Annotated in this window: 22 protein-coding genes, 3 pseudogenes and 1 riboswitch; of the genes and pseudogenes, 9 read left to right on the top strand and 16 right to left on the bottom strand. The window is 38.9% G+C overall.

What is annotated here, in order from left to right; genetic code table 11:
* From PCY10_RS09030 to PCY10_RS09010, 5 genes and pseudogenes are all read right to left on the bottom strand, one after another.
* A pseudogene (locus PCY10_RS09030) lies at positions 1-208 on the bottom strand (sigma-70 family RNA polymerase sigma factor); the annotation flags it as partial.
* Positions 209-239: 31 nt separating this feature from the next.
* Positions 240-665, bottom strand: a complete 426-nt coding sequence (gene nusB, locus PCY10_RS09025) for a transcription antitermination factor NusB (RefSeq protein ID WP_041787361.1) — start codon at positions 663-665, stop codon at positions 240-242.
* A complete protein-coding gene (locus PCY10_RS09020; protein WP_003074522.1) occupies positions 658-1,047 on the bottom strand; it encodes an Asp23/Gls24 family envelope stress response protein in 390 nt (129 codons plus the stop codon). Before PCY10_RS09020 ends, nusB begins: the two co-directional genes overlap by 8 nt.
* 109 nt (positions 1,048-1,156) lie before the next feature.
* Positions 1,157-1,717 (bottom strand): elongation factor P, encoded by a 561-nt coding sequence (gene efp, locus PCY10_RS09015; protein WP_003026309.1) that lies wholly within the window; start codon positions 1,715-1,717, stop codon positions 1,157-1,159.
* A gap of 58 nt (positions 1,718-1,775) precedes the next feature.
* Complete coding sequence (locus PCY10_RS09010; protein WP_021002444.1) at positions 1,776-2,837, bottom strand: Xaa-Pro peptidase family protein; 1,062 nt, start codon at positions 2,835-2,837, stop codon at positions 1,776-1,778.
* Positions 2,838-2,984: 147 nt separating this feature from the next.
* On the opposite strand from PCY10_RS09010, the gene PCY10_RS09005 reads away from it, so the two are divergent.
* Positions 2,985-3,740, top strand: coding sequence for a hypothetical protein (locus tag PCY10_RS09005; RefSeq protein WP_021002443.1), 756 nt, complete (start codon positions 2,985-2,987; stop codon positions 3,738-3,740).
* A gap of 37 nt (positions 3,741-3,777) precedes the next feature.
* On the opposite strand, the gene uvrA is transcribed toward PCY10_RS09005, so the two are convergent.
* On the bottom strand, positions 3,778-6,603 hold the full coding sequence (gene uvrA / locus PCY10_RS09000; RefSeq protein ID WP_021002442.1) for an excinuclease ABC subunit UvrA: 2,826 nt from the start codon (positions 6,601-6,603) through the stop codon (positions 3,778-3,780).
* Positions 6,604-6,725: 122 nt separating this feature from the next.
* Here uvrA and PCY10_RS08995 point away from each other — a divergent pair, with 122 nt between their 5' ends.
* Positions 6,726-7,670, top strand: a complete 945-nt coding sequence (locus PCY10_RS08995) for a magnesium transporter CorA family protein (RefSeq protein WP_003070861.1) — start codon at positions 6,726-6,728, stop codon at positions 7,668-7,670.
* 15 nt (positions 7,671-7,685) lie between these two features.
* Positions 7,686-8,363 (top strand): DUF1129 family protein, encoded by a 678-nt coding sequence (locus PCY10_RS08990; protein ID WP_003074532.1) that lies wholly within the window; start codon positions 7,686-7,688, stop codon positions 8,361-8,363.
* Positions 8,364-8,514: 151 nt separating this feature from the next.
* On the opposite strand, the gene PCY10_RS08985 is transcribed toward PCY10_RS08990, so the two are convergent.
* From PCY10_RS08985 to rpsF, 4 genes are all read right to left on the bottom strand, one after another.
* Positions 8,515-9,024, bottom strand: coding sequence for a GNAT family N-acetyltransferase (locus PCY10_RS08985; protein WP_021002441.1), 510 nt, complete (start codon positions 9,022-9,024; stop codon positions 8,515-8,517).
* Positions 9,025-9,432: 408 nt separating this feature from the next.
* Positions 9,433-9,672, bottom strand: coding sequence for a 30S ribosomal protein S18 (rpsR, locus tag PCY10_RS08980; protein WP_000068664.1), 240 nt, complete (start codon positions 9,670-9,672; stop codon positions 9,433-9,435).
* A 36-nt stretch (positions 9,673-9,708) separates the two neighbouring features.
* On the bottom strand, positions 9,709-10,179 hold the full coding sequence (locus PCY10_RS08975) for a single-stranded DNA-binding protein (RefSeq protein WP_003074535.1): 471 nt from the start codon (positions 10,177-10,179) through the stop codon (positions 9,709-9,711).
* 11 nt (positions 10,180-10,190) lie between these two features.
* Positions 10,191-10,481, bottom strand: a complete 291-nt coding sequence (gene rpsF, locus PCY10_RS08970; RefSeq protein WP_003074536.1) for a 30S ribosomal protein S6 — start codon at positions 10,479-10,481, stop codon at positions 10,191-10,193.
* Between the two features lie 276 nt (positions 10,482-10,757).
* Here rpsF and PCY10_RS08965 point away from each other — a divergent pair, with 276 nt between their 5' ends.
* From PCY10_RS08965 to PCY10_RS08955, 3 genes are read left to right on the top strand one after another with little or no spacing between them, the layout of a single operon-like run.
* Complete coding sequence (locus PCY10_RS08965) at positions 10,758-11,801, top strand: bifunctional glycosyltransferase family 2/GtrA family protein (protein ID WP_301559007.1); 1,044 nt, start codon at positions 10,758-10,760, stop codon at positions 11,799-11,801.
* Positions 11,798-12,703, top strand: a complete 906-nt coding sequence (locus PCY10_RS08960; RefSeq protein WP_003074538.1) for a phosphodiester glycosidase family protein — start codon at positions 11,798-11,800, stop codon at positions 12,701-12,703. Before PCY10_RS08965 ends, PCY10_RS08960 begins: the two co-directional genes overlap by 4 nt.
* On the top strand, positions 12,678-13,106 hold the full coding sequence (locus tag PCY10_RS08955) for a hypothetical protein (protein ID WP_021002439.1): 429 nt from the start codon (positions 12,678-12,680) through the stop codon (positions 13,104-13,106). The genes PCY10_RS08960 and PCY10_RS08955 overlap by 26 nt, the downstream gene beginning before the upstream one ends.
* Positions 13,107-13,186: 80 nt before the next feature.
* Here the strand turns inward: PCY10_RS08955 and PCY10_RS08950 are convergent.
* The 6 genes and pseudogenes from PCY10_RS08950 to metE form a co-directional block, all read right to left on the bottom strand.
* A pseudogene (locus PCY10_RS08950) lies at positions 13,187-13,303 on the bottom strand (hydrolase); the annotation flags it as partial.
* 42 nt (positions 13,304-13,345) lie between these two features.
* Positions 13,346-13,579, bottom strand: a pseudogene (locus tag PCY10_RS08945) (hydrolase); the annotation flags it as partial.
* A gap of 177 nt (positions 13,580-13,756) precedes the next feature.
* Positions 13,757-14,272 carry a thioredoxin domain-containing protein gene (locus PCY10_RS08940; protein WP_009567964.1) on the bottom strand — a complete coding sequence of 172 codons (516 nt, stop codon included), beginning with the start codon at positions 14,270-14,272 and terminating at the stop codon, positions 13,757-13,759.
* The gene (locus PCY10_RS08935) at positions 14,262-15,071 is read right to left on the bottom strand and encodes a CDP-diacylglycerol diphosphatase (protein WP_021002437.1); all 810 of its coding nucleotides are present in this window, start codon (positions 15,069-15,071) and stop codon (positions 14,262-14,264) included. The genes PCY10_RS08940 and PCY10_RS08935 overlap by 11 nt, the downstream gene beginning before the upstream one ends.
* Before the next feature lie 28 nt (positions 15,072-15,099).
* Entirely contained in the window at positions 15,100-16,245 is a 1,146-nt protein-coding gene (locus tag PCY10_RS08930) for a hypothetical protein (protein ID WP_021002436.1), read from the bottom strand.
* Between the two features lie 446 nt (positions 16,246-16,691).
* A complete protein-coding gene (metE, locus tag PCY10_RS08925) occupies positions 16,692-18,944 on the bottom strand; it encodes a 5-methyltetrahydropteroyltriglutamate--homocysteine S-methyltransferase (RefSeq protein WP_125121764.1) in 2,253 nt (750 codons plus the stop codon).
* 252 nt (positions 18,945-19,196) lie between these two features.
* A riboswitch (TPP riboswitch) is annotated at positions 19,197-19,284 on the top strand.
* Between the two features lie 83 nt (positions 19,285-19,367).
* On the opposite strand from metE, the gene PCY10_RS08920 reads away from it, so the two are divergent.
* Genes PCY10_RS08920 through PCY10_RS08910 form a run of 3 tightly spaced genes read left to right on the top strand, consistent with a single transcriptional unit; the run spans position 19,368 to position 21,914 of the window.
* Positions 19,368-19,928, top strand: a complete 561-nt coding sequence (locus tag PCY10_RS08920) for an ECF transporter S component (RefSeq protein ID WP_021002434.1) — start codon at positions 19,368-19,370, stop codon at positions 19,926-19,928.
* 1 nt (position 19,929) lies between these two features.
* Positions 19,930-21,264 carry an ATP-binding cassette domain-containing protein gene (locus PCY10_RS08915; protein ID WP_021002433.1) on the top strand — a complete coding sequence of 445 codons (1,335 nt, stop codon included), beginning with the start codon at positions 19,930-19,932 and terminating at the stop codon, positions 21,262-21,264.
* The gene (locus PCY10_RS08910; protein WP_021002432.1) at positions 21,261-21,914 is read left to right on the top strand and encodes an energy-coupling factor transporter transmembrane component T; all 654 of its coding nucleotides are present in this window, start codon (positions 21,261-21,263) and stop codon (positions 21,912-21,914) included. Before PCY10_RS08915 ends, PCY10_RS08910 begins: the two co-directional genes overlap by 4 nt.
* Positions 21,915-21,960 lie beyond the last annotated feature (46 nt).

Genomic DNA, 21,960 nt, shown 5'->3' with positions numbered 1-21,960 from the left:
GATTCCGAAACTTTGTCTTATAGTAGACATAGAGATGGGCTTCTTCCTCTACCAAATAGGGGTGACGACTCACCAACTCATACAAGACCATCATCCCTTCTTGGTCCCAATCGCTTAGCTCCCACAGATGGACATAATATTCCCGTCGACACTTCAGCACAATTCCCCTTACTTTCTCATATAACTTATAAAAAAGAGGACTTCGCACCCTCTTTTTTCTTTGTTCATTTCTTGAAATTTTATTCTGTGATAAATTTACTCAAAATCCCGTTAATAAACTTACTTGATTTCTCATTGGAAAAATTTTTAGACAATTCAATTGCTTCATTGAGCGCGACTAGCTGTGGCGTACCAAACTTTGTCATTTCAAACAATCCCAATCGAAGAATATTTTTTTCTACTAACGTCAGACGTCCTAAAGTCCAGCCTTCTTTTAGATAGTGACTAATTTTCTCATCCAATTCACTTTTGGACTGTTCGACACCCATGACAAGGTTCAATAAAAATGTAGGAATTTCCACATCTGAATCGCTTGTAGAATTTTTATCATATGTATATGCAAAGCGACAAGCTTCTATCACATTTCTTCCATATTCCAAACTCATTAACGCTTGAAAAGCACGCTCACGTAGTTGTCTTCTCATTTCCAGCTGTACATCAGTCATTGAGAAAATCCTCATCGAACAAATCTTTTAAATCCGGTTTTGGTGTTTTTTCTGGAACAATGCCAGCTACATGAATGTTTACTGCGGATAATTCAACCTCTGCCATATCAGAAACAGCACTTTTCACTGCTTTCTGAATAGCCACTGCTACCGCTGGAACACCTACACCGTATTCTAAATATAAATAAATGTCAACAGTTACTTCGCCGTCACTGGCGGTATGAAGATAGACACCACGTCCTAAAGAACGTTTTGCAAGGTTATCAGACATACTTTTATTTGCGAAAGAGTAAACACCATCTACTTTAGCGGTTGCAATAGCAATAATTTTTTCTAAGACACGTGGTGCGATAACGATTTCGCCTAATTGTTCAGTTGCCATAACTTGTCCTTTCTTAAGACACAAAGATATTCTGGGAGTCTGTTCAATGATTGCTAGACTCCAAGTCCCCGTTTAATAGTAATTAAGAACTTCTAATTCTTAGAATAAATTATGCACGAGAAACGTAGGTTCCTTCTTGCGTATTGATAATCAATTTTTGTCCGACTTCGATAAAGTCTGGTACGTTTACTACGAGCCCCGTTTCAAGAGTAGCTGGTTTACCAGAACCTGTTACTGTTGCTCCTTTGATAGAAGGTTGTGTATCTGTTACAACTAATTCTACGGTCGTTGGAACCGTAACACCAATAACTTCACTTCCGTAGAATTGAATTTTCACTTCTGAATTTTCAAGGATAAATTTCAATTCTTGCTCTACATTCGCTACTGGGATTTCATATTGTTCAAATGACTCTGTATCCATGAAATAAGCCGTGTCATCCATTTGGTATAAGTACTGTGCTGGGCGTGTTTCAATAATCGCTTGTTCAAATTTTTCTTCTGGACGGTAAGTTGTATCAAAAGTTGAACCTGTACGTACATCACGTAGTTTCATACGCATAACAGTATTCCCTTTACCTGGTTTATGGTGGCTTGCTTCAAGGACACGAATCAATTTCCCATCCGTTGTTTCAAACGTCATACCAGCTTTCAGCTTACTTGCTTCAATCATTATTATTACCTCTTTTAAAATAGATTTCTCTTTATTTTATCATAAAGATTGACAATTCTCAAATCACAATTAGCTCTTTTGGGGCAAGAGTCAATACTTCACAACCCGTTTCCGTGATGACAAGATCATCTTCAATACGGACGCCATATTTACCATCCAGATAGATACCTGGCTCATCTGTTAAAACCATCCCTGTTTCAATCGACTCAGAGGACTTACCAAAGTAAGGAATTTCATGAATATCAAGCCCGATTCCATGACCAATCCCATGAGTAAAATAAGCTCCGTAACCTGCATCATTGATAATCTGACGTGGAATCCGATCAAAGTCAATACGACTGACTCCAGCCTTGGCTTGATCAATCAAAGCCTTGTTGGCACGCAAGACAATATCATAAATCTCACGTTCCTCATCCGTCACATGCCCTACATGAACGGTTCGTGTCATATCGCTAACATAGTGATTGTAATAACAACCAAAGTCCATCGTCAAGGTTTCACCAGTTTGAATCACTTTCTCACTAGCTACTCCATGAGGCATGGCAGAACGGTATCCTGAGGCTATAATGAAATCAAAAGACGCACCTGAAGCACCTAGTTTGCGCATGCGAGCATCTAAAAAGTTCATAACTGCCAACTCGGTTGTCTCACCTGGTTTGATAAAGTCTAATACATCCAGAAAGGCTTGATCGGAAATTTGACAAGCTTTTCGAATCGTATCAATTTCTTCCGCATCTTTTATCATGCGTAAATTCTCGATGAAACTGCTCATAGCTATCAGTTTATAGGCTGCAAACACGCGTTTCAGCATCTCGAAGTAAGCATAGGACACTTGATCATCAAAACCAATTTTTTCTAACTTATCGTCCCCGATAATTTTAGCGATTTCCCCCAAAGCATCACGCGTTTCAATAATATCAAATCCTTTGACCACTCCTTTAGCAATCAAGGTATAGCGGGAATCTGTCAAAAAAATCCGTCGCGTTTTGCTAATAAAAACCGTCGCTTCTGTTCCGCTAAAACCCGTCAGATAGTAAATATTCTTCAAATTGGTTACTAAGACAGCATCACACTCTGTCTGTTTTAAGGCTACTTCAAATTTTTCAACTCTTGATAACATGAGAAAACCTCCGTAAAATGATTCAATTTATTATAGCAAAAAAATACCGAAAATAATACAATCTATATAGCTAGGATTAGATGAAATTGACATTTGAAAGCGCTAAATGTATAATTTTTGTTAAACAAGAAAGAATGAGGTAACGATATGAATAAAACTGAATTACTGTTACAAAGACTAGATGAGATTGGTCAGTCTCTAAAAGATTCGAAACAAGCACTAGCTTTGCTGGCACTTGGTTCTTGCGGAACAGAAAGAGAACGATTGGATCAGTACTCAGATTTAGACTTCTTTGTTATTGTAAAAGATGGCTACAAGCAGACCTATATCCAAGACCTAACCTGGTTAAGTAAGCTAGAACCAATTGCATTTCACTACCAAAATACAGTGGATGGACATAAAGTTCTATTTGAAGATGATGTTTTTTGTGAATTTGCTGTCTTTGAAGCTCATGAACTAGTAAACATTCCCTTTGCTGAAGGCAAGATTATCTGGAAGGAGGTCGGTTTTGATGAAACAATCTGTCAGCCACAAAGACTGCCATCAAAAGAAAACAGAGACCGTGAATGGCTGTTGGGAGAAATTTCATGTAATCTATATTTAGGGCTAGGTCGCTATCAGCGAGGCGAAAAATTAGCTGCTTATGATTTCATCCAAAACAGATCCGTCAAGCTTTGGACTGAACTAATCAGTTTGGAAACAACTTCTAAATCTAATTTTATAGATGTCTTTAATACCAACAGACGATTTGAAGAAGGTTATCCAAAGGAAGCCAAGCAATTGCCTCACTTTTTGCAAGGTTACGAACGTATTTCTGAGTCTGCTCAAGCACTCCTAGAATATCTGGATAAACACTATTCTCTTAACCCATTTATAAAAGAAAAAATTCGTAATTTATTATAAAAAAGACTCTGCCTAAAAAAGCAGAGTCTTTTAAATCTTATTTTAACTTTCCTTTTAGATACTGGCCAGTATAGCTAGCAGAGTTTGCAGCTACTTCTTCTGGTGTACCAGTAGCAATAATAGTACCTCCACCAATACCACCTTCTGGTCCAAGATCAATAATGTGATCGGCCGTCTTAATAACGTCCAGATTATGCTCGATAACGAGAACCGTGTTGCCATCGTCTACAAAACGTGATAGCACTTGGAGAAGTTTCGCAATATCCTCCGTGTGCAGACCTGTAGTTGGTTCATCCAGAATATAGAAAGACTTACCTGTTGAGCGCTTGTGAAGTTCGCTGGCTAGTTTCATCCGCTGAGCCTCACCACCAGAAAGAGTTGTGGCAGGTTGTCCTAACGTTACATATCCTAGTCCTACGTCTTTGATGGTCTGAAGTTTCCGCTCAATTTTAGGAATATGCTTAAAAAATTCCACTGCATCATTGACCGTCATATCCAAAACTTGAGCAATGTTTTTCTCTTTGTAGTGCACCTCCAAGGTTTCACTATTGTACCGTGTTCCATGGCAAACCTCACAAGGGACATAAACATCTGGTAAAAAGTGCATCTCAATCTTGATAATCCCATCCCCAGAGCAGGCCTCGCAGCGTCCCCCCTTCACATTGAAAGAGAAACGCCCTTTTTTATACCCACGAATCTTAGCTTCGTTAGTCTTAGCAAAGAGATCGCGAATATCATCAAAGACGCCAGTATACGTCGCTGGATTGGATCTTGGTGTTCGGCCGATCGGGCTCTGGTCAATATCAATCAAACGATCAATATGCTCAATTCCTGAAATATTTTTGAATTTACCCGGTTTGTCTGAATTACGATTGAGCTTTTGAGCGATTGCTTTTTTCAAAATGGAATTAACCAAGGTCGATTTCCCAGAACCGGAAACTCCCGTCACGGCTATAAATTTTCCTAACGGGAAGCGGGCCGTGATGTTTTGCAAATTGTGCTCTCGCGCACCTGTTACTTCAATAAAGCGGCCGTTTCCTACGCGGCGCTCCAATGGCACTGGAATTTCACGTTTGCCCGATAAATACTGACCTGTAATTGATTTCTTGCTTTTTGCAACTTGCTCTGGAGTGCCTGCCGCAACAATTTCACCACCAAAAACACCTGCTCCAGGTCCAACATCAATCAACCAATCAGCTTCACGCATAGTATCTTCATCATGTTCAACCACAATGAGAGTATTGCCCAAATCACGCATTTTTTTGAGACTGGCAATCAAGCGATTGTTATCCCGCTGGTGTAGACCAATAGAGGGCTCATCCAAGATATAAAGAACACCACTGAGATTGGAACCAATTTGAGTTGCCAAGCGAATCCGCTGACTCTCACCACCCGACAATGTTCCCGCAGAACGAGATAGAGTTAGATAATTAAGCCCGACATTATGAAGAAAAGTCAAGCGATCGCGAATTTCTTTAATAATCGGTGTTGCAATGGCCACTTCATTTTCAGTCAAAGTCAGATGAGAAAGTAATTCTAAATGATCTGCAATAGACAAATCAGATACTTGCCCAATATTAAGACCACCTTCACCCCCCACTTTAACAGACAAGGCTTGTGGATTCAATCGATAACCATGGCAACTTGCACAAGTCAACTCATTCATATAAAGACGCATTTGGCTACGGGTAAAATCACTGTTAGTTTCATGATAGCGGCGGTTGATATTGGTTACTACTCCTTCAAAAGGGATGTCGATATCCCGCACGCCACCAAATTCATTTTCATAGTGAAAATGGAACTCCCGACCATCTGAGCCAAAGAAAATCAGCCGTTTTTCTTCCTCACTCAATTCCTCAAAAGGCTTATCCATCTCGATGCCAAAGGCTTCCATCGCCTGAGCTAACATTTGCGGATAATAACTAGAAGAAATTGGATTCCACGGTGCTAGAGCTCCTTCACGTAATGTTTTACTACTATCAGGCACTACAAGATCCAAATCAACCTCTAACTTGATACCTAAGCCGTCACAGTCAGAGCAGGATCCAAATGGGGCATTAAAAGAGAAAAGGCGCGGTTCGAGTTCAGGAACCGTAAAACCACAGACTGGACACGCATAATGCTCGGAAAAGAGTAATTCTTTGCCATCCATCGTATCAATCACCACGTAGCCTTCCGCAAGTCTTAAAGCTGCTTCAATCGAATCAAATAATCGACTGCGTACACTCTTCTTAATGACAATCCGATCCACCACTACTTCGATATCGTGCTTTTTCGTTTTAGAAAGCTCTGGGACTTCGGTAACATCATAAATATCTCCATCCACGCGCACCCGAACATATCCATCTTTTTGAATTTTATCAAAGATTGTCTTGTGCTGTCCTTTTTTCTTACGGATAATTGGCGCTAGAATTTGTAATCTCTGACGTTCGGGTAATTCCAAAACTTGATTGACGATTTGTTCTACAGAAGAAGCTTTAATGGCTCCATGCCCATTGATACAATATGGAGTTCCCACACGCGCATAGAGCAAACGGAGATAATCATTGATTTCTGTAACTGTTCCGACTGTTGAACGAGGATTCTTGCTAGTCGTTTTTTGGTCAATGGAAATAGCAGGGCTAAGACCGTCAATTGAATCCACATCTGGTTTTTCCATGTTACCCAAAAATTGACGGGCATAAGCCGACAGGCTTTCTACATAACGCCGTTGTCCCTCTGCATAGAGAGTATCAAAAGCTAAGCTAGACTTGCCTGAACCAGACAGCCCTGTCACTACAACCAACTTGTCCCGCGGAATCGTAACATCAATATTTTTTAAATTATGGGCTCGCGCTCCATGAATGATAATTTTATCCTGCATTCTTACCACACTTTATTTTAGACTTCTTTCTATTATAACAAAATTTTCTACAATCTTTTACCCAAAAACTCGGAATTTTATAGTATAATAGTACGGTGTGCAAATAACTGAAGGAGGCAAACATGAAACAAGTCTTTCTATCAACAACAACTGAATTTAAAGAAATTGATACGCTTGAGTCGGGGACTTGGATTAATTTAGTCAACCCTTCTCAAAGTGAGTCTACTGAAATTTCCAATGCCTTTGACATTGATATTACGGACTTACGAGCACCCCTTGATGCAGAGGAAATGTCTCGTGTTACCATCGAAGATGAATATACTTTGATTATCGTGGATGTTCCAATTACAGAGGAGCGAAATAATCAGACTTACTATGTAACCATCCCTCTAGGGATTATTATTACCGAAGATGCGATTATTACTACCTGTTTGGAAAAACTTCCATTGCTCGATATTTTTATTAATCGACGGTTACGTAATTTCTATACATTTATGCGTTCTCGCTTTATTTTCCAAATTCTTTATCGAAACGCCGAGCTGTATTTGACAGCGCTTCGTTCCATTGATCGTAAAAGTGAGCAAATTGAAAGTCAGCTACACAAGTCAACTCGGAATGAAGAACTAATTGAACTCATGGAACTTGAAAAAACGATTGTCTATTTCAAAGCGTCCTTAAAAACCAATGAGCGTGTAATTAAAAAATTAACCAGCGCTACAAGTAATATCAAAAAATATTTGGAAGATGAGGATTTGCTAGAAGACACACTCATCGAAACTCAACAGGCAATTGAGATGGCAGATATTTATGGAAATATCTTGCACAGTATGACAGATACGTTTGCTTCTATTATTTCAAACAATCAAAATAACATCATGAAAGCTCTAGCTTTAGTGACGATTGTCATGTCCATTCCAACTATGATTTTCTCAGCCTATGGAATGAACTTCAAAAATAATGACTTACCACTCAATGGGGAACCACATGCTTTTTGGATTATTATTTTTATCGCCTTTGCAATCAGTGTTTCCTTAACAGTCTATCTCATTCACAAAAAATTATTCTAATTAAAAGGAGATCTTATGTCACACATTTCTTTGGCTAAACTCAGTAAAAAAAATCAAGAATTTATCCGTATCGCAACGCACCAACTCATCAAAGATGGAAAGACAGACGAAGAAATTAAAGTTTTACTAGAAGAAATTATTCCCACGATTCTTGAAAATCAATCAAAAGGAATTACCGCCCGCGGATTTTATGGAGCACCTACTGTTTGGGCAGCGAATTTTTCAGAAGCAAAACAAAAAGAAGCTCAAACTATCAAAGAAAATACCAATCCGTATCTCATGATTATGGATGCTTTCTTATTTGTCTTTAGTTTATTTGCTATCTTAAATAGTAGTGTTAACTTATTCTCCAAAAATCCTAGCAATTATGGTATTGTGACGATTGTACTTGGTAGCGCGGTGGGGGCACTCGTATTTTACGGAATGTATTACTTTATTTACCGCTTTTATTATACTGATCAAGATCAAAGTCAAAAACCACCATTTTTCAAATCACTCCTTATCATTTCAGCTGCTACGATGTTATGGGCTATTGTTCTTTATGGAACAACCTTCCTATTACCAGCCATTTTAAATCCAAAACTACCAAACTTATTTATCCTTGTGTTCGGTGGTGGAACTTTGGCACTCCGTTTTTATCTCAAGAAGAAATTCAATATCCGCAGCGCTCTTACCTCACCAAGACAGGTTTAGTATCATATTTATGATAATAGTTAAAATCCACTTTGAATTAAGTGGATTTTTGAGTTCTCTTTCGCTGTATTCTATTGTATCCAACCGCTGTCAAGCCTAATCAATCAACGCAAACATTTCTTGAGCGCCAGCTAATGTTGTCTCCAACTTTTTACTTTACCTTTTTGGATAAATACAGCACCAAGTCATCATTGTTCTCACATGGAGCATAAGCTGTAAGCAATTGGTTGTTATACCAGACACCAGAACCATCTGGAATAAAACCGGATTTGATATAAAGACGCTGTGCTGCTCCATAACCATGATGCAAACCAACTCCCAGAGTCACTACATTGGAGAATTTTTCTGCCTCCTGCACTGCCTTTTCCAGCAAAGTTCTTCCAATTCCCTTGCTTTGAAACTTTTCAAAAACATTGAAATCTGCCAATTCAGGATAACGTCCGGCAAAAGGGCCGTGTTTTGCAATTGGCAAGATTGTGATATAGCCTGCTAACTCGGCACCTAGCTCAGCAATCAACACTTGCCTCTTGCCCTCCTCTTGTTCATGGAAATATTTTCTTAAAATTTCCTTCCGACCGGGCCAGCCTTGAGCCATAAAGCTTTCAGATAAAATGTCTATATCAGCCAAGACCATCTCTCTAATGGATAAATATTCTTTCATACATTCTTCCTTTACTGGATTTTTCTCCATTATAACATATTGTATACTCAATAGAACCATCAACAAAGTAGGAGACTAGTCACAGACTGTGTCCCTTTCTTAACCTGAACTAAAACTTTTGACTGTCCTTCGAATTTATTTTAAGGTACAGTTCTAACTTAGAGTGGCACCAATACCTCTAATACTGTAAAAAATCACAAGCTAGCAAGACAAGCTGGCAAAAATGAAATTAGGATTCAACAAAGAGACGTAACATAACGCGAAATACTGTTTTAAAGTTGCAGCTAGTGCTCGCAAAGGAAGGATTATTTTGATTTTCTCAGAATATAAGTTCTATGCCCTTCTCCACCTAGGTAAACTAAACCAGGAGATATAGAAAAATCCCCGCCAACGACAGGGAATTTTCTATTAATCTTCATTTACGAAAGGCATCAAAGCCATTACGCGAGCGCGTTTGATAGCTGTTGTCACTTTACGTTGGTTCTTAGCTGAAGTTCCTGTTACACGACGAGGAAGGATTTTCCCACGTTCTGAAACAAAACGGCTAAGAAGCTCAGTATCTTTGTAATCAACATATTCAATTTTATTTGCTGCGATATAATCAACTTTTTTACGGCGTTTAAATCCGCCACGACGTTGTTGAGCCATATTCTTTCTCCTTTATATCATTATTCTGTTTACCCATTAAAATGGTAGATCGTCATCTGAGATGTCCATTGGATTGGTATTCCCAAATGGATTTTCATCACGAGAAAAGTTGGGTACTTGGTTGGCAGAAGGTGAACTTCCAAAATTGTTAGAAGTATAGCCGCCAGAAGATTGACCTTCACGACTAGCGCGACTTTCCAATAACTGGAAATTATCCGCTACGACTTCTGTCACATAGACACGTTGACCTTGCTGATTTTCGTAGTTACGTGTCTGAATGCGACCAGTAACTCCGATAAGAGCTCCTTTTTTAGCCCAATTTGCAAGATTTTCTGCCTGTTGGCGCCAAATTACAACGTTAATAAAATCTGCTTCTCTCTCGCCACTTTGATTTTTAAAGTTGCGATTAACAGCAAGAGTAAAAGTTGCGACCGCTTGATTTTGCGGCGTATAGCGAAGTTCGGCATCTCGGGTCATCCGACCCACAAGTACAACGTTATTTATCATAGTAACCCTTCTTATGCGTCAAGCTTGACAATCATGTGACGAAGAATGTCAGCGTTGATTTTTGAAAGACGATCAAATTCATTTAAAGCAACTGCGTCTTCAGCTTCAACGTTCACGATATGGTATAGTCCTTCACGGAAATCTTGGATTTCGTATGCAAGACGACGTTTTTCCCAGTCTTTTGATTCAACAACAGTTGCACCATTGCCAGTCAAGATAGAGTCAAAGCGTGCTACCAAAGCGTTTTTCGCTTCTTCTTCAATGTTTGGACGAATAATATAAAGAATTTCGTATTTAGCCATTGATTTTTCCTCCTTTTGGTCTAATGACCCCTAGATTTTACAAGGGGTAAGTGAGGGATGCTCACGAGATACTATTATACTAAACTTTCTGAGAAATAGCAAGAAAAACCCGTATGTGTTTTTTGAAACGTTCTCTAATATCTTCTTTTTTAGTACATTTTCCTTACATTTCCTACTCCAAAACCTTAAAGAAAGCTGATATCAGTTAGCTTTAAGTTAGCATCTCTATACTAATGTGTATCTTTTCTATCATTCGTCTAAGAAAGGAGTACGCACATGGATTTTTTAGTCATTCCCGCTTACAAACCTGACCTCACTCTCATTCATCTTTTACAAAGGGTGAAGGCAAAGAGTTCCTTGCACATCGTTGTTGTTAATGACGGTAGCCCAGCTAGCTATAATTCGATTTTTCAAGAAGCTCAGAAATGTGCCACCATTTTATGCTATCCAAGCAATCAAGGAAAAGGACAGGCATTGAAAAATGCTTTTACTTATATTGATGCCTTAGGACAATATGGGACAGTAGTTACAGCTGATGCAGATGGTCAACACAACGTATGGGATATTTTTCGCGTGAGCAAAAAAGCTCAAGAAAACCCTAACCACTTAATTCTGGGAGTTCGTTCTTTTTCGGGAAAGGTCCCTTTGCGATCGGCTTTTGGAAATAAAGTAACACGATTTCTATTTCAGCGACAGACTGGTGTTTCTGTGACAGATACTCAGACCGGACTTCGTAGCTTTACAACCAATATGATTCCATTTATGTTGGAGATTGAAGGACAGCGTTATGAATACGAAATGAATATGCTGTTATCTGCTTCTACAAAATATCCTATCATCGAAGTTCCAATTGAAACCATTTATATCAATGAAAATCAAGCTTCTCACTTTAGACCAATACGCGACGGGCTCATGATTTACAAAGATATGTTTAAATTTGCTCTCTCCTCCATCAGTAGCTTTTTGATTGACTATATTGTTTACGCTCTGACACTTTTAGTGCTCGCTGCGACGCCAACTAGTCTTAAAGTTTTACTAGCAAATGGAGTCGCTCGTGTCACTAGTTCAATTTTCAATTATTCAGCAAATAAAAAGCTGGTCTTTAGAAATAGAGACAGTATCTCAAAAACAGGGGCTGGTTATTTCGGGCTAGCCTTGGGCTTGTTTATCCTCGATACCCTTCTAATCAGACTGTTTTATGCAATCTTTGGGCTTCATTTGCTGATTGTTAAAATCATTGTTGGAGCTCTACTCTTTTGCCTATTCTGGCTCGTTCAAAAAAAAATTATTTTCAAAGAAAGGACGCATACTTTATCATGAAGTTTTTCAAAAAATCCTATGCTTATGCTAGTCTCTTTGGTATGTTGTTGACAGGGGCGTTTACCTACTCAATGTTGAAAACTTTTGTTCTATCAGAAGCTATTACAACGGTCAAATCTTCTTCTACCTCAACCAGCACAACAAGTGCTAAAACAGCAACAAATGCGACAAAGACAAATACAAGCTATAAGGACGATAATGTTTCCATTAACCTAACTACAAAAACCGTCAGCAACACAAAAGTGTACATTGCAGATATTACGGTCAGCTCCCCCAAATATCTTAAAACTGCTCTAGCACAAAATACATATGGAAATAACGTAACCGCTAAGACTTCGGTTACAGCAGCCACTAACAATGCCATTCTGGCTATCAACGGTGATTTCTACGGAGCAAATACAACTGGTTACGTCATCCGCAATGGTGTTGTCTATCGAAATACCGTTCGTGAAGATGCTAGTAATGGTGATCTAGCAATTTATAAAGATGGGAGTTTCGGAATTGTTTACGAAAATGATGTTTCTGCTGAAGACTTGGTTAAAAATGGTGTTGTAAACCTTCTTGCCTTTGGTCCTACTTTAGTTAACAACGGTAAGATTACTGTTTCAAGTAATTCGGAAGTGGGGCAATCCATGGCTTCTAATCCACGTACAGCTATTGGGATAATTGATAAAAACCATTATGTCATCGTTGTATCAGACGGCCGAACATCTGAAAGTCAAGGCCTGTCTCTTTACCAACTAGCTCAGGTGATGAAATCCTATGGTGTTAAAACTGCTTACAATCTGGATGGAGGTGGTTCGTCTACTCTTTACTTTAATGGAAAAGTCGTCAATAAACCAACGACTAACGGAACAATTTCAGAAAGGGCGGTGAGTGACATTGTCTACATTGGTTACTAACACAAACAACAAACGTTTTAAAAAGACAGTGGTGGTCTATACCCTAATTACAGTATTTTTCTTTATCTTTAGTCGCATTTACGAACACTTCAGTTTTGGAGAGACTTCAGTCTATATGCACTGGCTCTTCGGAGTACCGCTGATAGGCGGGGTTGTGCTCCTTATTTTTCAAAAACTTATTCCTAATCTTTCGCGACTCAGTCTCAATCTTTGGAATTCTGCAGTCGCAACCATTGCCGCTGGCGTTCTTTTTCGCGGTATTGTCAATCTATCTGGTCGCTCTACCACACTAGATTTACCTTACTGGTATGTTGGACTTGTATTAGCCGGGCTAGCTCTACTCTCAATGATTTTTACCAGAAGCGTATGGGAGATAGACATACAAGATACCAAAAAGGATTAACACATACAGAACTTAAAGCATCATGGTTCCCTCTCTTTACAAAACAAAAGTCTGAGAAATCTTATTTTCCCAGACTTTTTTCATTCACAGTCATAAACGTCTCCTGTCAGTAGATCAATGACTTTTACTAGCTTAAAATGTCCCTGGCCATAATGGGAATGACAGATAGCACAGTTGCTAAAGCGCACCTTGGGCTCACCCAAAGCCAGAGTATCCTTCCTGCCAGCATGCAGATGTTATAAGAGAACCTCAATGGCATGCGCCTTGGTAATATCTTTGACTCCCAAATCACCAAAAAGAGCATGCTCGCCCTTGCCTCCCCAAGTACCTGCCTTGAGCACAGGAAAAGCTGCCTTAGAGTCTAGATGACCTTGGTAGTTTTTGAGAATAAAGCTGACTTTGTTCAGGTCATCCCGATAGAGCTCCCCACCATAAACCAAGTCCTGAAGGGCTTCTTCTGCCTCCATTGAAATCCTCACAAATATTGGTACTATTCTATGAAAGATCTTTCTCACTAGAAATAACAAGAAAAGCTTTATTAACAATTGATAATCAAAAAGTGATTAGAATGATTTCTAATCACTTTCCGCCCAACATAACTATTTTCTTGTATTATCAAGTTCGTACTTTTTCTTGTAAAAAGCACAAAACTACTTTTCTCCTTTCATCCATTGGAGTAACTCTTCATCTGAATCACCACTATACATTTCAAAATGATTATCTGAGTCTATCCTTAATAAGGTCGGAACGCCCTCGATTTGATACTTCTTTCCAACTTCTTTGAGTTTGGCATCAGTAGAAGCCTTCTCTGAGTCTAAATAATAAATCTTAAGCTTCAAATCTTGCGCAGTCTTTTTTAAAATCGGGACAAACTCTTGACAATGTGGACAAGTTTTTTTCCCAACATATAGAAATAGTGGTGTTTTTATTTTATTTTCTAGAATATCTTTTGCAGTAATTTTAACAAAATCTTGGGTATTTTTTTCATATTCTAAAATCTGAGTCTGCTCACCACTTTGCTGAACGTTCTCAATTGATCGATTCGATTTTGAAGAATGTCTTCCTGATGTCATCAGTTTTACACCATAAATCAAACAGCCAATTGTTACGACGAGCAACAATACAACAGTCACTATTTTTTTATAACCTATATGTCTAGTTTTCACTTGTTCCTCCGAATGCACAATTAGGATCTGCTAAAATTCTATTTGGGGCTGCTAAAACTGGATCATCTGTTACCATCAGCAAAAATGTACTTTGATCCAATGGCCAGAGTGCTATTCCGAAATTCGGATATCTTTCTCCAGCCAATCCTTGAATCATTCGATGTAAGCGACCTTTTCGCACATCATTTATGGTTACTTTTCGGGCAACAAAATTCATTGCTTGCTTTGTGAAAGGATTTTCTACAGTAAAAGGAAGGTTTTTCCAGTCAAATGTGTATTGTTTAATATTTTCAGGATCTGAAAATTTTCTTTTATATTCTTTCTTCATGCAAGTCATATGAATGTGCAAGCGATCCTGTGTCCGAGATTGGGTTGCATTGACTGAAAATAAGTAATCCCTGTCTTCTAAATTCACTCTTTGACCTAGCCGTTTTGCGAGCTTTTTATTCATCAAGAAGCGATTTTCCCACGCTAAATTGAAATAACTGGGCGTTCTGCGACTGAACAAAATACTATCTTCTACACCGTGAATATTATCATTAGGTAAGAATAGTAATTTAGCAAGTCCATCTCTAGAGTTTAAAATGGTATAGTTGGTATCTTTACGCACAGATACTTTTGAGCAAAATCTCGGCCAAGACTGATGATTTTTTTCAGCATACACACATTTATTAACTAGTTTTACCAGCTTATATTTAACTTTTTGAGGTGGAATGAGCGAATTTTCTGATGCTAGTACACTTACACTAGAAAACAGAACTACAAGTCCTATAAAAGTTTTAAATAAGCGTTTCTTCATATAATAATTTCCTATCTCTAAAAATATTTTAACGAACTATCCCTTTGGCAATTAAATCAGGGTGTTGGTGTTCTTTTTTTACGTTAATTTGTGCTTCATCATATGAATCATTTGGTAATTTGATAGCAGAAACTGGAACAAAGAAACCTGTTTTATCATAATAATCTTTCTGCATTCTTTGTGCTGCTCCAAGGGATTCTTTTGTTTTGTTAGCATCTTCAGTTTCAATAAAGAAGAAACTCATAAACGGAACTTTCTTAACATCCAACCCCTGATCCTCTGCTGGCCAGCCACTTGTGATAATTTCAGAATGTCTAAATGTTCCTGTAACATTTTGGAAATATCTAGTTGCTCGCATGGAAATGAATGAATTATGAGCAGCATACCGTTTGTTTCTCAAATCAAAACCACATTGTTCTTGATAGAACAATTTGCTGTGACTTTTATTATAGTGTCTTTTCCATTTGTAGAAAGTTTTTACATCAATAAGATGGCATCTTTCGGAAAAGTCTGTATTTACCTTCTCAATACCTTTAGGATCTTTTAAAACAACTTTATTTGTTTTTCCACAGCCATATTCATCTCGATAATCAGTATAGCCATCAATTGGAAATTGACACAAGGCACGCAAAGAAATTTGCTTGTTAGGTTTTTGAGGCATTCTACTTGTTGGATAAGCAATGAAGCCTGCAGTATAAGTGAATGGGAAGCGTTTAAAACCTAAGTCTTTCCTTAAATATGTGAAGGAAAGAACGTTCCCTCTTTGTTTTGCTTTCGGAGATACTGACCAAGGTACATAGTACGTTCCGCCTGGTGTATATAGCCCTCTCATCAATAGGCCAGAGCATTCGTACGCTGCTTGATTATAAGCACATTCTCTTCGCGTGTCCTGATATTGCCTGTTCAACTGTGATTCTAATTCTGCAATCGTACGGTAACTTCTGCCAGCATAAGGATCTTTAGATTTTTCCTCTGAGCCAGGTTCTTTTAGCCACTGTCCCTTCTCTTCATCATTATATGGAGAAGCCTTATAAGGCGTCAGATCTTTTGCGAGCTCTAGACCATCTTCATTGATTTCTGCGGAGACAGTAAAACTGCTAAAGCTTAGCAAGCTCATACCCATCATACCAAATATCAGCAGGTATTTCAGACATTTTAAATTTTCACGTTTCATTATTAAGCCCTCTCTAATTGATAACAATAACTTAAACTTTTCATTATAGAATAGACGCAGGTTGTATATATTTTATTAGACATTATTATATCTTACTTAATTTACACCTCCCTTTTTGCTTTACTTTGGTAATCAAATTTTCTGTCTAACTCATCTATTCCTCCCTTCAAAAAAAATAATTTGTCAAATGATAATTTACTTTAATCTAAAAATAGGGGAATAACACTCTTATCAAAGCAAATAATATCCCTAAGCTCAAATAAGTTTCTATTATAAAATGATTAGCTTTTGTCATTTATCTATTTTATTATACCTCTAAATATTATAATTGTAAACGTTTTTCCTATGGTTTTATCCGAAATTATAATATTATTATATAAAAAACAAAAACCACTAAACAGCAAATGAATCTGACATCAAAATCAACTTTTGAGGTTCGAGGAGGATTATTTCAAGTGTTGTCTAGCTGCTTTGGCTGCTTCTACTAAGCGCACCAAGCTAGTCTTGGTTTCTGGAATACCACGAGTTTTAAGACCACAGTCAGGGTTAATCCAAACTTTCTTGCTTGGTACTTTAGCCAAGATAGCTTCGATTGTATGGTCGATTTCGCCTTCGTTTGGCACGCGCGGTGAGTGGATATCGTAAACTCCAGGTCCTACTTCTGTTTGGAAGTTCTTAGCCTTAAGCTCATCCAGGATTTCCAAGTTAGAGCGGCTAGCTTCAAAGGAAATCACATCCGCATCCATATTGTCGATAGCAGGGATAATATCGGTAAATTCTGAGTAACACATGTGAGTGTGGATTTGCGTGTCTGGAGCGACTGTTGAATGTACCAAACGAAAGGCTGGAATTGCCCAGTCCAGATAGTCTTCATACCAGTCACTACGACGGAGTGGCAATTTCTCACGAAGAGCAGCCTCGTCGATTTGGATGATCTTCACGCCTGCAACTTCAAGGTCAAGCACTTCATCCTTGATTGCAAGGGCGACTTGAAAAGTAGAATCCTTAATAGAGATGTCTTCACGCGGGAATGACCAGTTGAGGATAGTAACCGGTCCAGTCAACATCCCTTTGACAGGTTTGTCTGTACGGCTTTGCGCATAGCTAGACCATTTGACAGTGATTGGGGTGAGACGGGTTACATCACCCCAGATGATTGGTGGTTTCACCCCACGCATACCGTATGATTGTACCCAACCGTTCTTAGAGAAGAGGTAACCAGACAGGTTTTGACCGAAGTACTCAACCATGTCATTACGCTCGAACTCACCGTGCACCAGCACGTCAAAGCCGACTTCTTCTTGCCACTTGATCCAGTCATCGATTTGCTCAGCCAAGAACTTATCATAGTCTTCTGCTGATAGCTCACCCTTACGGAAGGCCAAGCGTTTGGCACGGACTTCTTCGGTTTGAGGGAAGGAGCCAATTGTCGTAGTTGGCAACGGTGGCAGATTGAGCGCCTTGTGCTGGATTTCCTCACGCTCTGCAAAGACTGGCAGGCGAGTGTAGTCAGCATCCGTCAAGCCAGCGATACGCGCACGAAGTTCAGCATTTTCATCCACACGTTCAGTCGCAAAGAGTTCTTTGTTGGATACAAGAGCTTCTGCACCTTGACCGTTGCGGATGGCATCCAAGTCACGCAGTTCTTCCAATTTTTCAACTGCAAAGGCAAAGTGGTTCAAAATTGCTGGTTCAAATTCTTCATTAGCCGTTGTAAATGGCACATGGAGCAGCGAACATGAGCTTGTTAAAACAAGATTTTCAGCTGAGATTTGCTCAAGCACTGCCAAGCTCTTTTCGTAGTTATTGCGCCAGATGTTCTTGCCATTGACAATCCCTGCATAAAGAGTCTTATCAGCTGGGAAGCCACCTTTGACAAGCTCAAGTGTTTTCTTACCTTCGACAAAGTCCAGACCAATTGCATCTACTGGCAACTCTATAAGGTCTGCATAGGTGTCACGAACATCACCAAAGTAGGTTTGAACCAAGACTTCAAGACCTTTCTTGTCTGCCAAAAGCTTCTTATAAAGGTCCAAGAAGAGAGCTTTTTCTTCTGCAGACAAATCTTTGACCAAGCTTGGCTCATCCAGCTGGATACGCTCTGCACCCAGCTCTGCTAATTTGGCAAAAACTTCTTGATATGCTGCAGCCAGAGCATCTACAAAGTCAGCCGGCGCCATACCATCTTCAAAGTCAGATACTTGCAGGAGAGTGAATGGGCCGACCACAACTGGACGGGTTACTAAGCCCAACTCCTTAGCTTCCGCAAATTCATCAAAAATCTTATGCCCAGCCAGTTTGACTTGGGTTTCTTTTTCAAATTTAGGAACGATATAGTGGTAGTTGGTATTGAACCATTTCTTCATCGGAAGAGCACGGACATCCCCTTTTTCGCCCTGATAGCCACGAGCCAAGGCAAAATAACGTTCCCAGTCAGTCAATTCTAACCCTTGCACAGATGACGGTACTACGTTAAAGAGAAAAGCTGCATCTAGCACATTGTCATAATGTGAAAAGTCATTTGACGGAATCTCTGAAATTCCTTTTTCCTTAACAATATTCCAGTGCTTAGCGCGCAGCTCTTTAGCTGCAGCTAAGAGTTCTTGAGCTGAGATTTCATGTCTAAAGTATTTTTCAGTTGTAAATTTCAATTCGCGGAATTCACCCAAACGCGGAAAACCAATGATAGTCGTTGACATAAACGTCCTCCAAAATTTTTCTTGATTTTATCTTATCAGAAAATCGTCTCTCTGCATAATTAGAATTTATATGGAGTGTTATAATGATAAACTATAGCAAACTTGCTTAAACTTATTACAGGTTACTTTTACAGTATATCATTTAACATTTTATAGCGTTTCAAGTGATAACGCTCTCCAAACCGAAACCTTTGGAATCCTTTTCTTGCTATTTTTGAGAATAGATGTTAGAATAACAACATAATAAAAAACAAAGAACATTTGGGGTGCTGAGGCTGAGATTATACCCATTGAACCTGATGCAGTTAATGCTGCCGCAGGGAAATGTATAAGAAAGACCAAAACGTTCTAATCATTTGTGTGATTAGATTTTATTTTGTCGTGCCAAAACTCCTCATCTGCTTTGTTAGAAGGAGTTTTTTTATGTTTCAAAAATGGAGTTTACGAGATGTTATCCTCTTAGCTCTTTTAGCTGTTTTATTCGGAGGAATCTTTGTCGGTTCCGGTTTCCTTTATAACATTTTAACAGCTATTTTAGCACCGGCAGGCTTAAAGCCATTTGCTAATGAAGTTTTATTTGGGCTCTGGTGTATGGCGGCTCCTATATCATCTATGCTTATTCGTAAAGCGGGCAGCGCTACGATTGGAGAAGTATTTGCAGCCCTCGCTGAAGTTCTGTACGGAAGCCAATTTGGGCTGAGTACTTTGATTTCTGGACTCATTCAAGGATTTGGGAGTGAACTTGGTTTTGCAGCAACACGATACAAACGATATGATTGGCTATCATTGATCTATAGTACCATAGGGACGACCTGTTTGAGCTTTGCCTATGAATATTTTAAAATTGGTTATTATGCTTTCAAACCTGAGTTTGTTTTAGCATTGTTTGTTGTTCGTTTTCTTTCGGTATTCTTCTTCTGTGCTGTTCTGGTTAAAATCATTATGAATCTTTACAACAAGATTAACCAAGCCGCTGGTAAATAATATGGGATTAACATTAGAGCATATTTATCTTAGAGATGTCTTTGAAGACTTAACCTTTACCTTTGAAACCGGAAAAATGACACTCTTGATTGGTGATACCGGTGCTGGCAAATCAACCCTTTTCCGGATTTTAACAAATTTCAATGAATTAGACTTCGCTGGAGAGGTAAAGTTAGGTCATACATTGCTGTCTCATTTACCGATTCATGAACGAGTTACCTATCTTAGTATGATGTTTCAAAATCCAAGCCGTCAATTTACCATGACAACCCTTTATGAGGAATTGATTTTTACCTTGGAAAATCTCCAAACGCCTGCTGAACAGATTGATGCAAAAATCAAGTATGCTATCACTCTTGGGAAAGTAGAACACCTGCTCCATCGTAATTTTCTGACCTTATCTGGCGGAGAAAAACAACAAGTTTCTCTAGCCGTTCTGCTAGCTATGGATTCACAAATTATTTTGTTAGATGAACCCTTTGCTTCTGTCGATCAAGTAGCACGCAAACGCTTGATTCATTTATTAGCAGATTTGACAAAAATGGGGAAGACTGTTATTTTATGTGACCATGATCGTAGCCTCTATGCTGACTATGTCGACTGCCTTGTTGAATTAAAAAATGGGAAACTTTTTAAACAAGATGTAGCTCTTTTAAAAAAGGCCCCTCCAAGCTATCAGTTGGTATGCGAACATACTCAGCGAAGCCCTTTCTTACAACTGCAACATGTCTCCTGCCAATTTGACCAAAATACACTTTTTACAATTGAAGACTTTGCTTTTCAGAAAGGTATTACGACTCTCATCGGGGCCAATGGCACTGGTAAATCAACTCTCTTTCGTGCCATTTTGCAATTGCAAAAATACAAAGGCAGCATGCGTTATCAGGGCCGAAAAATTAAGAAGAACAAGAAGTTATATCGCCATATTACGGCTGTTGTTCAAGATGCTGAAAAACAATTCATTCGGACGACCCCCGCAGAGGAATTAAACCTGCCCTCTCTTTCCAGTGAAAACCAAGCAAAGACACAAGAAGCCTTAACTTTGTTTGGTTTAGACAGGAAAATGGATTCTAGTCTTTTCCACTTGAGTGGTGGGCAAAAAAAAATCATTCAATTATTATCTATCCTGACCTTGGAAACCCCTGTCATACTCATGGACGAACCATTTACTGGGTTAGATAAAAAGGCCTGTGATTTTTTTGCCAATTGGATTAAAGCCAAGGCTGCTCAGCAAAGCTTTATAATTATTTCTCATCGTTTAGAACCATTGGATGGTATTAGTGATCATTTGGTAGAGCTGACGTCCGACGGGCTGACAGAAAGGAGGTCGCTATGAAAAAAGAAGAAACAAATGTCTTCGCACTTGTGCTCCTTCTCATTGCCTTGACATTAGAAATCTCCTTTATCCGATCAACGTGGCTCAACTGTGCGATTGTCGTAGGAGTACTCTCCCACCTCATTTGCCTAAAGAAATGGTGGGGCATTTTCTGGACACTGCTCTTACCTTTGCTACCAGCACTAGCAAATTACTGGGCTATTCAACTTCACGGAGATAACAGTCAAGCAATGATACTGTTTACCCGATCTTTTGCTTTAGCAGCTTTGGGAATGACCTTTTTATATAGCGTTCATCTCAATCAGCTCTTGCGCTATTGGCATCAAAAAGGCCTTCCAAGTCACTTCACCTATGGACTGCTCGTTGTGCTAAACGCCATTCCAGTCATTCAAAAAGAAATCCAAGCTGTCCGAGAAGCGAGTCTCCTGCGAGGAAAAACACTTCATTTCTGGTCACCACTCTTTTATATCAAAGCTATTTTTATCGCTTTTAATTGGCGAGATTCTTACATAGAAGCTATGTACGCCCACGGATTTGATGAAACAATCAAGCGAAGTTGTTACCGACAATTGGAAACACCCAAAAGTGCAAGTCTTACTTGCTTCTTGATTTTCCTCCTTATCAATTTGACCCTTTTGATCCCAAGATAGAACTCGACACAAAAAATACTGTGGAATTTTTCACAGTATTTTTTAT

The organism is Streptococcus sp. SI1, assembly GCF_030439945.1.
Lineage (GTDB): Bacteria > Bacillota > Bacilli > Lactobacillales > Streptococcaceae > Streptococcus > Streptococcus intermedius.
The sequence above is the reverse complement of the archived record's forward strand: the minus strand, read 5'-3'. Positions and strand labels throughout refer to the sequence as shown.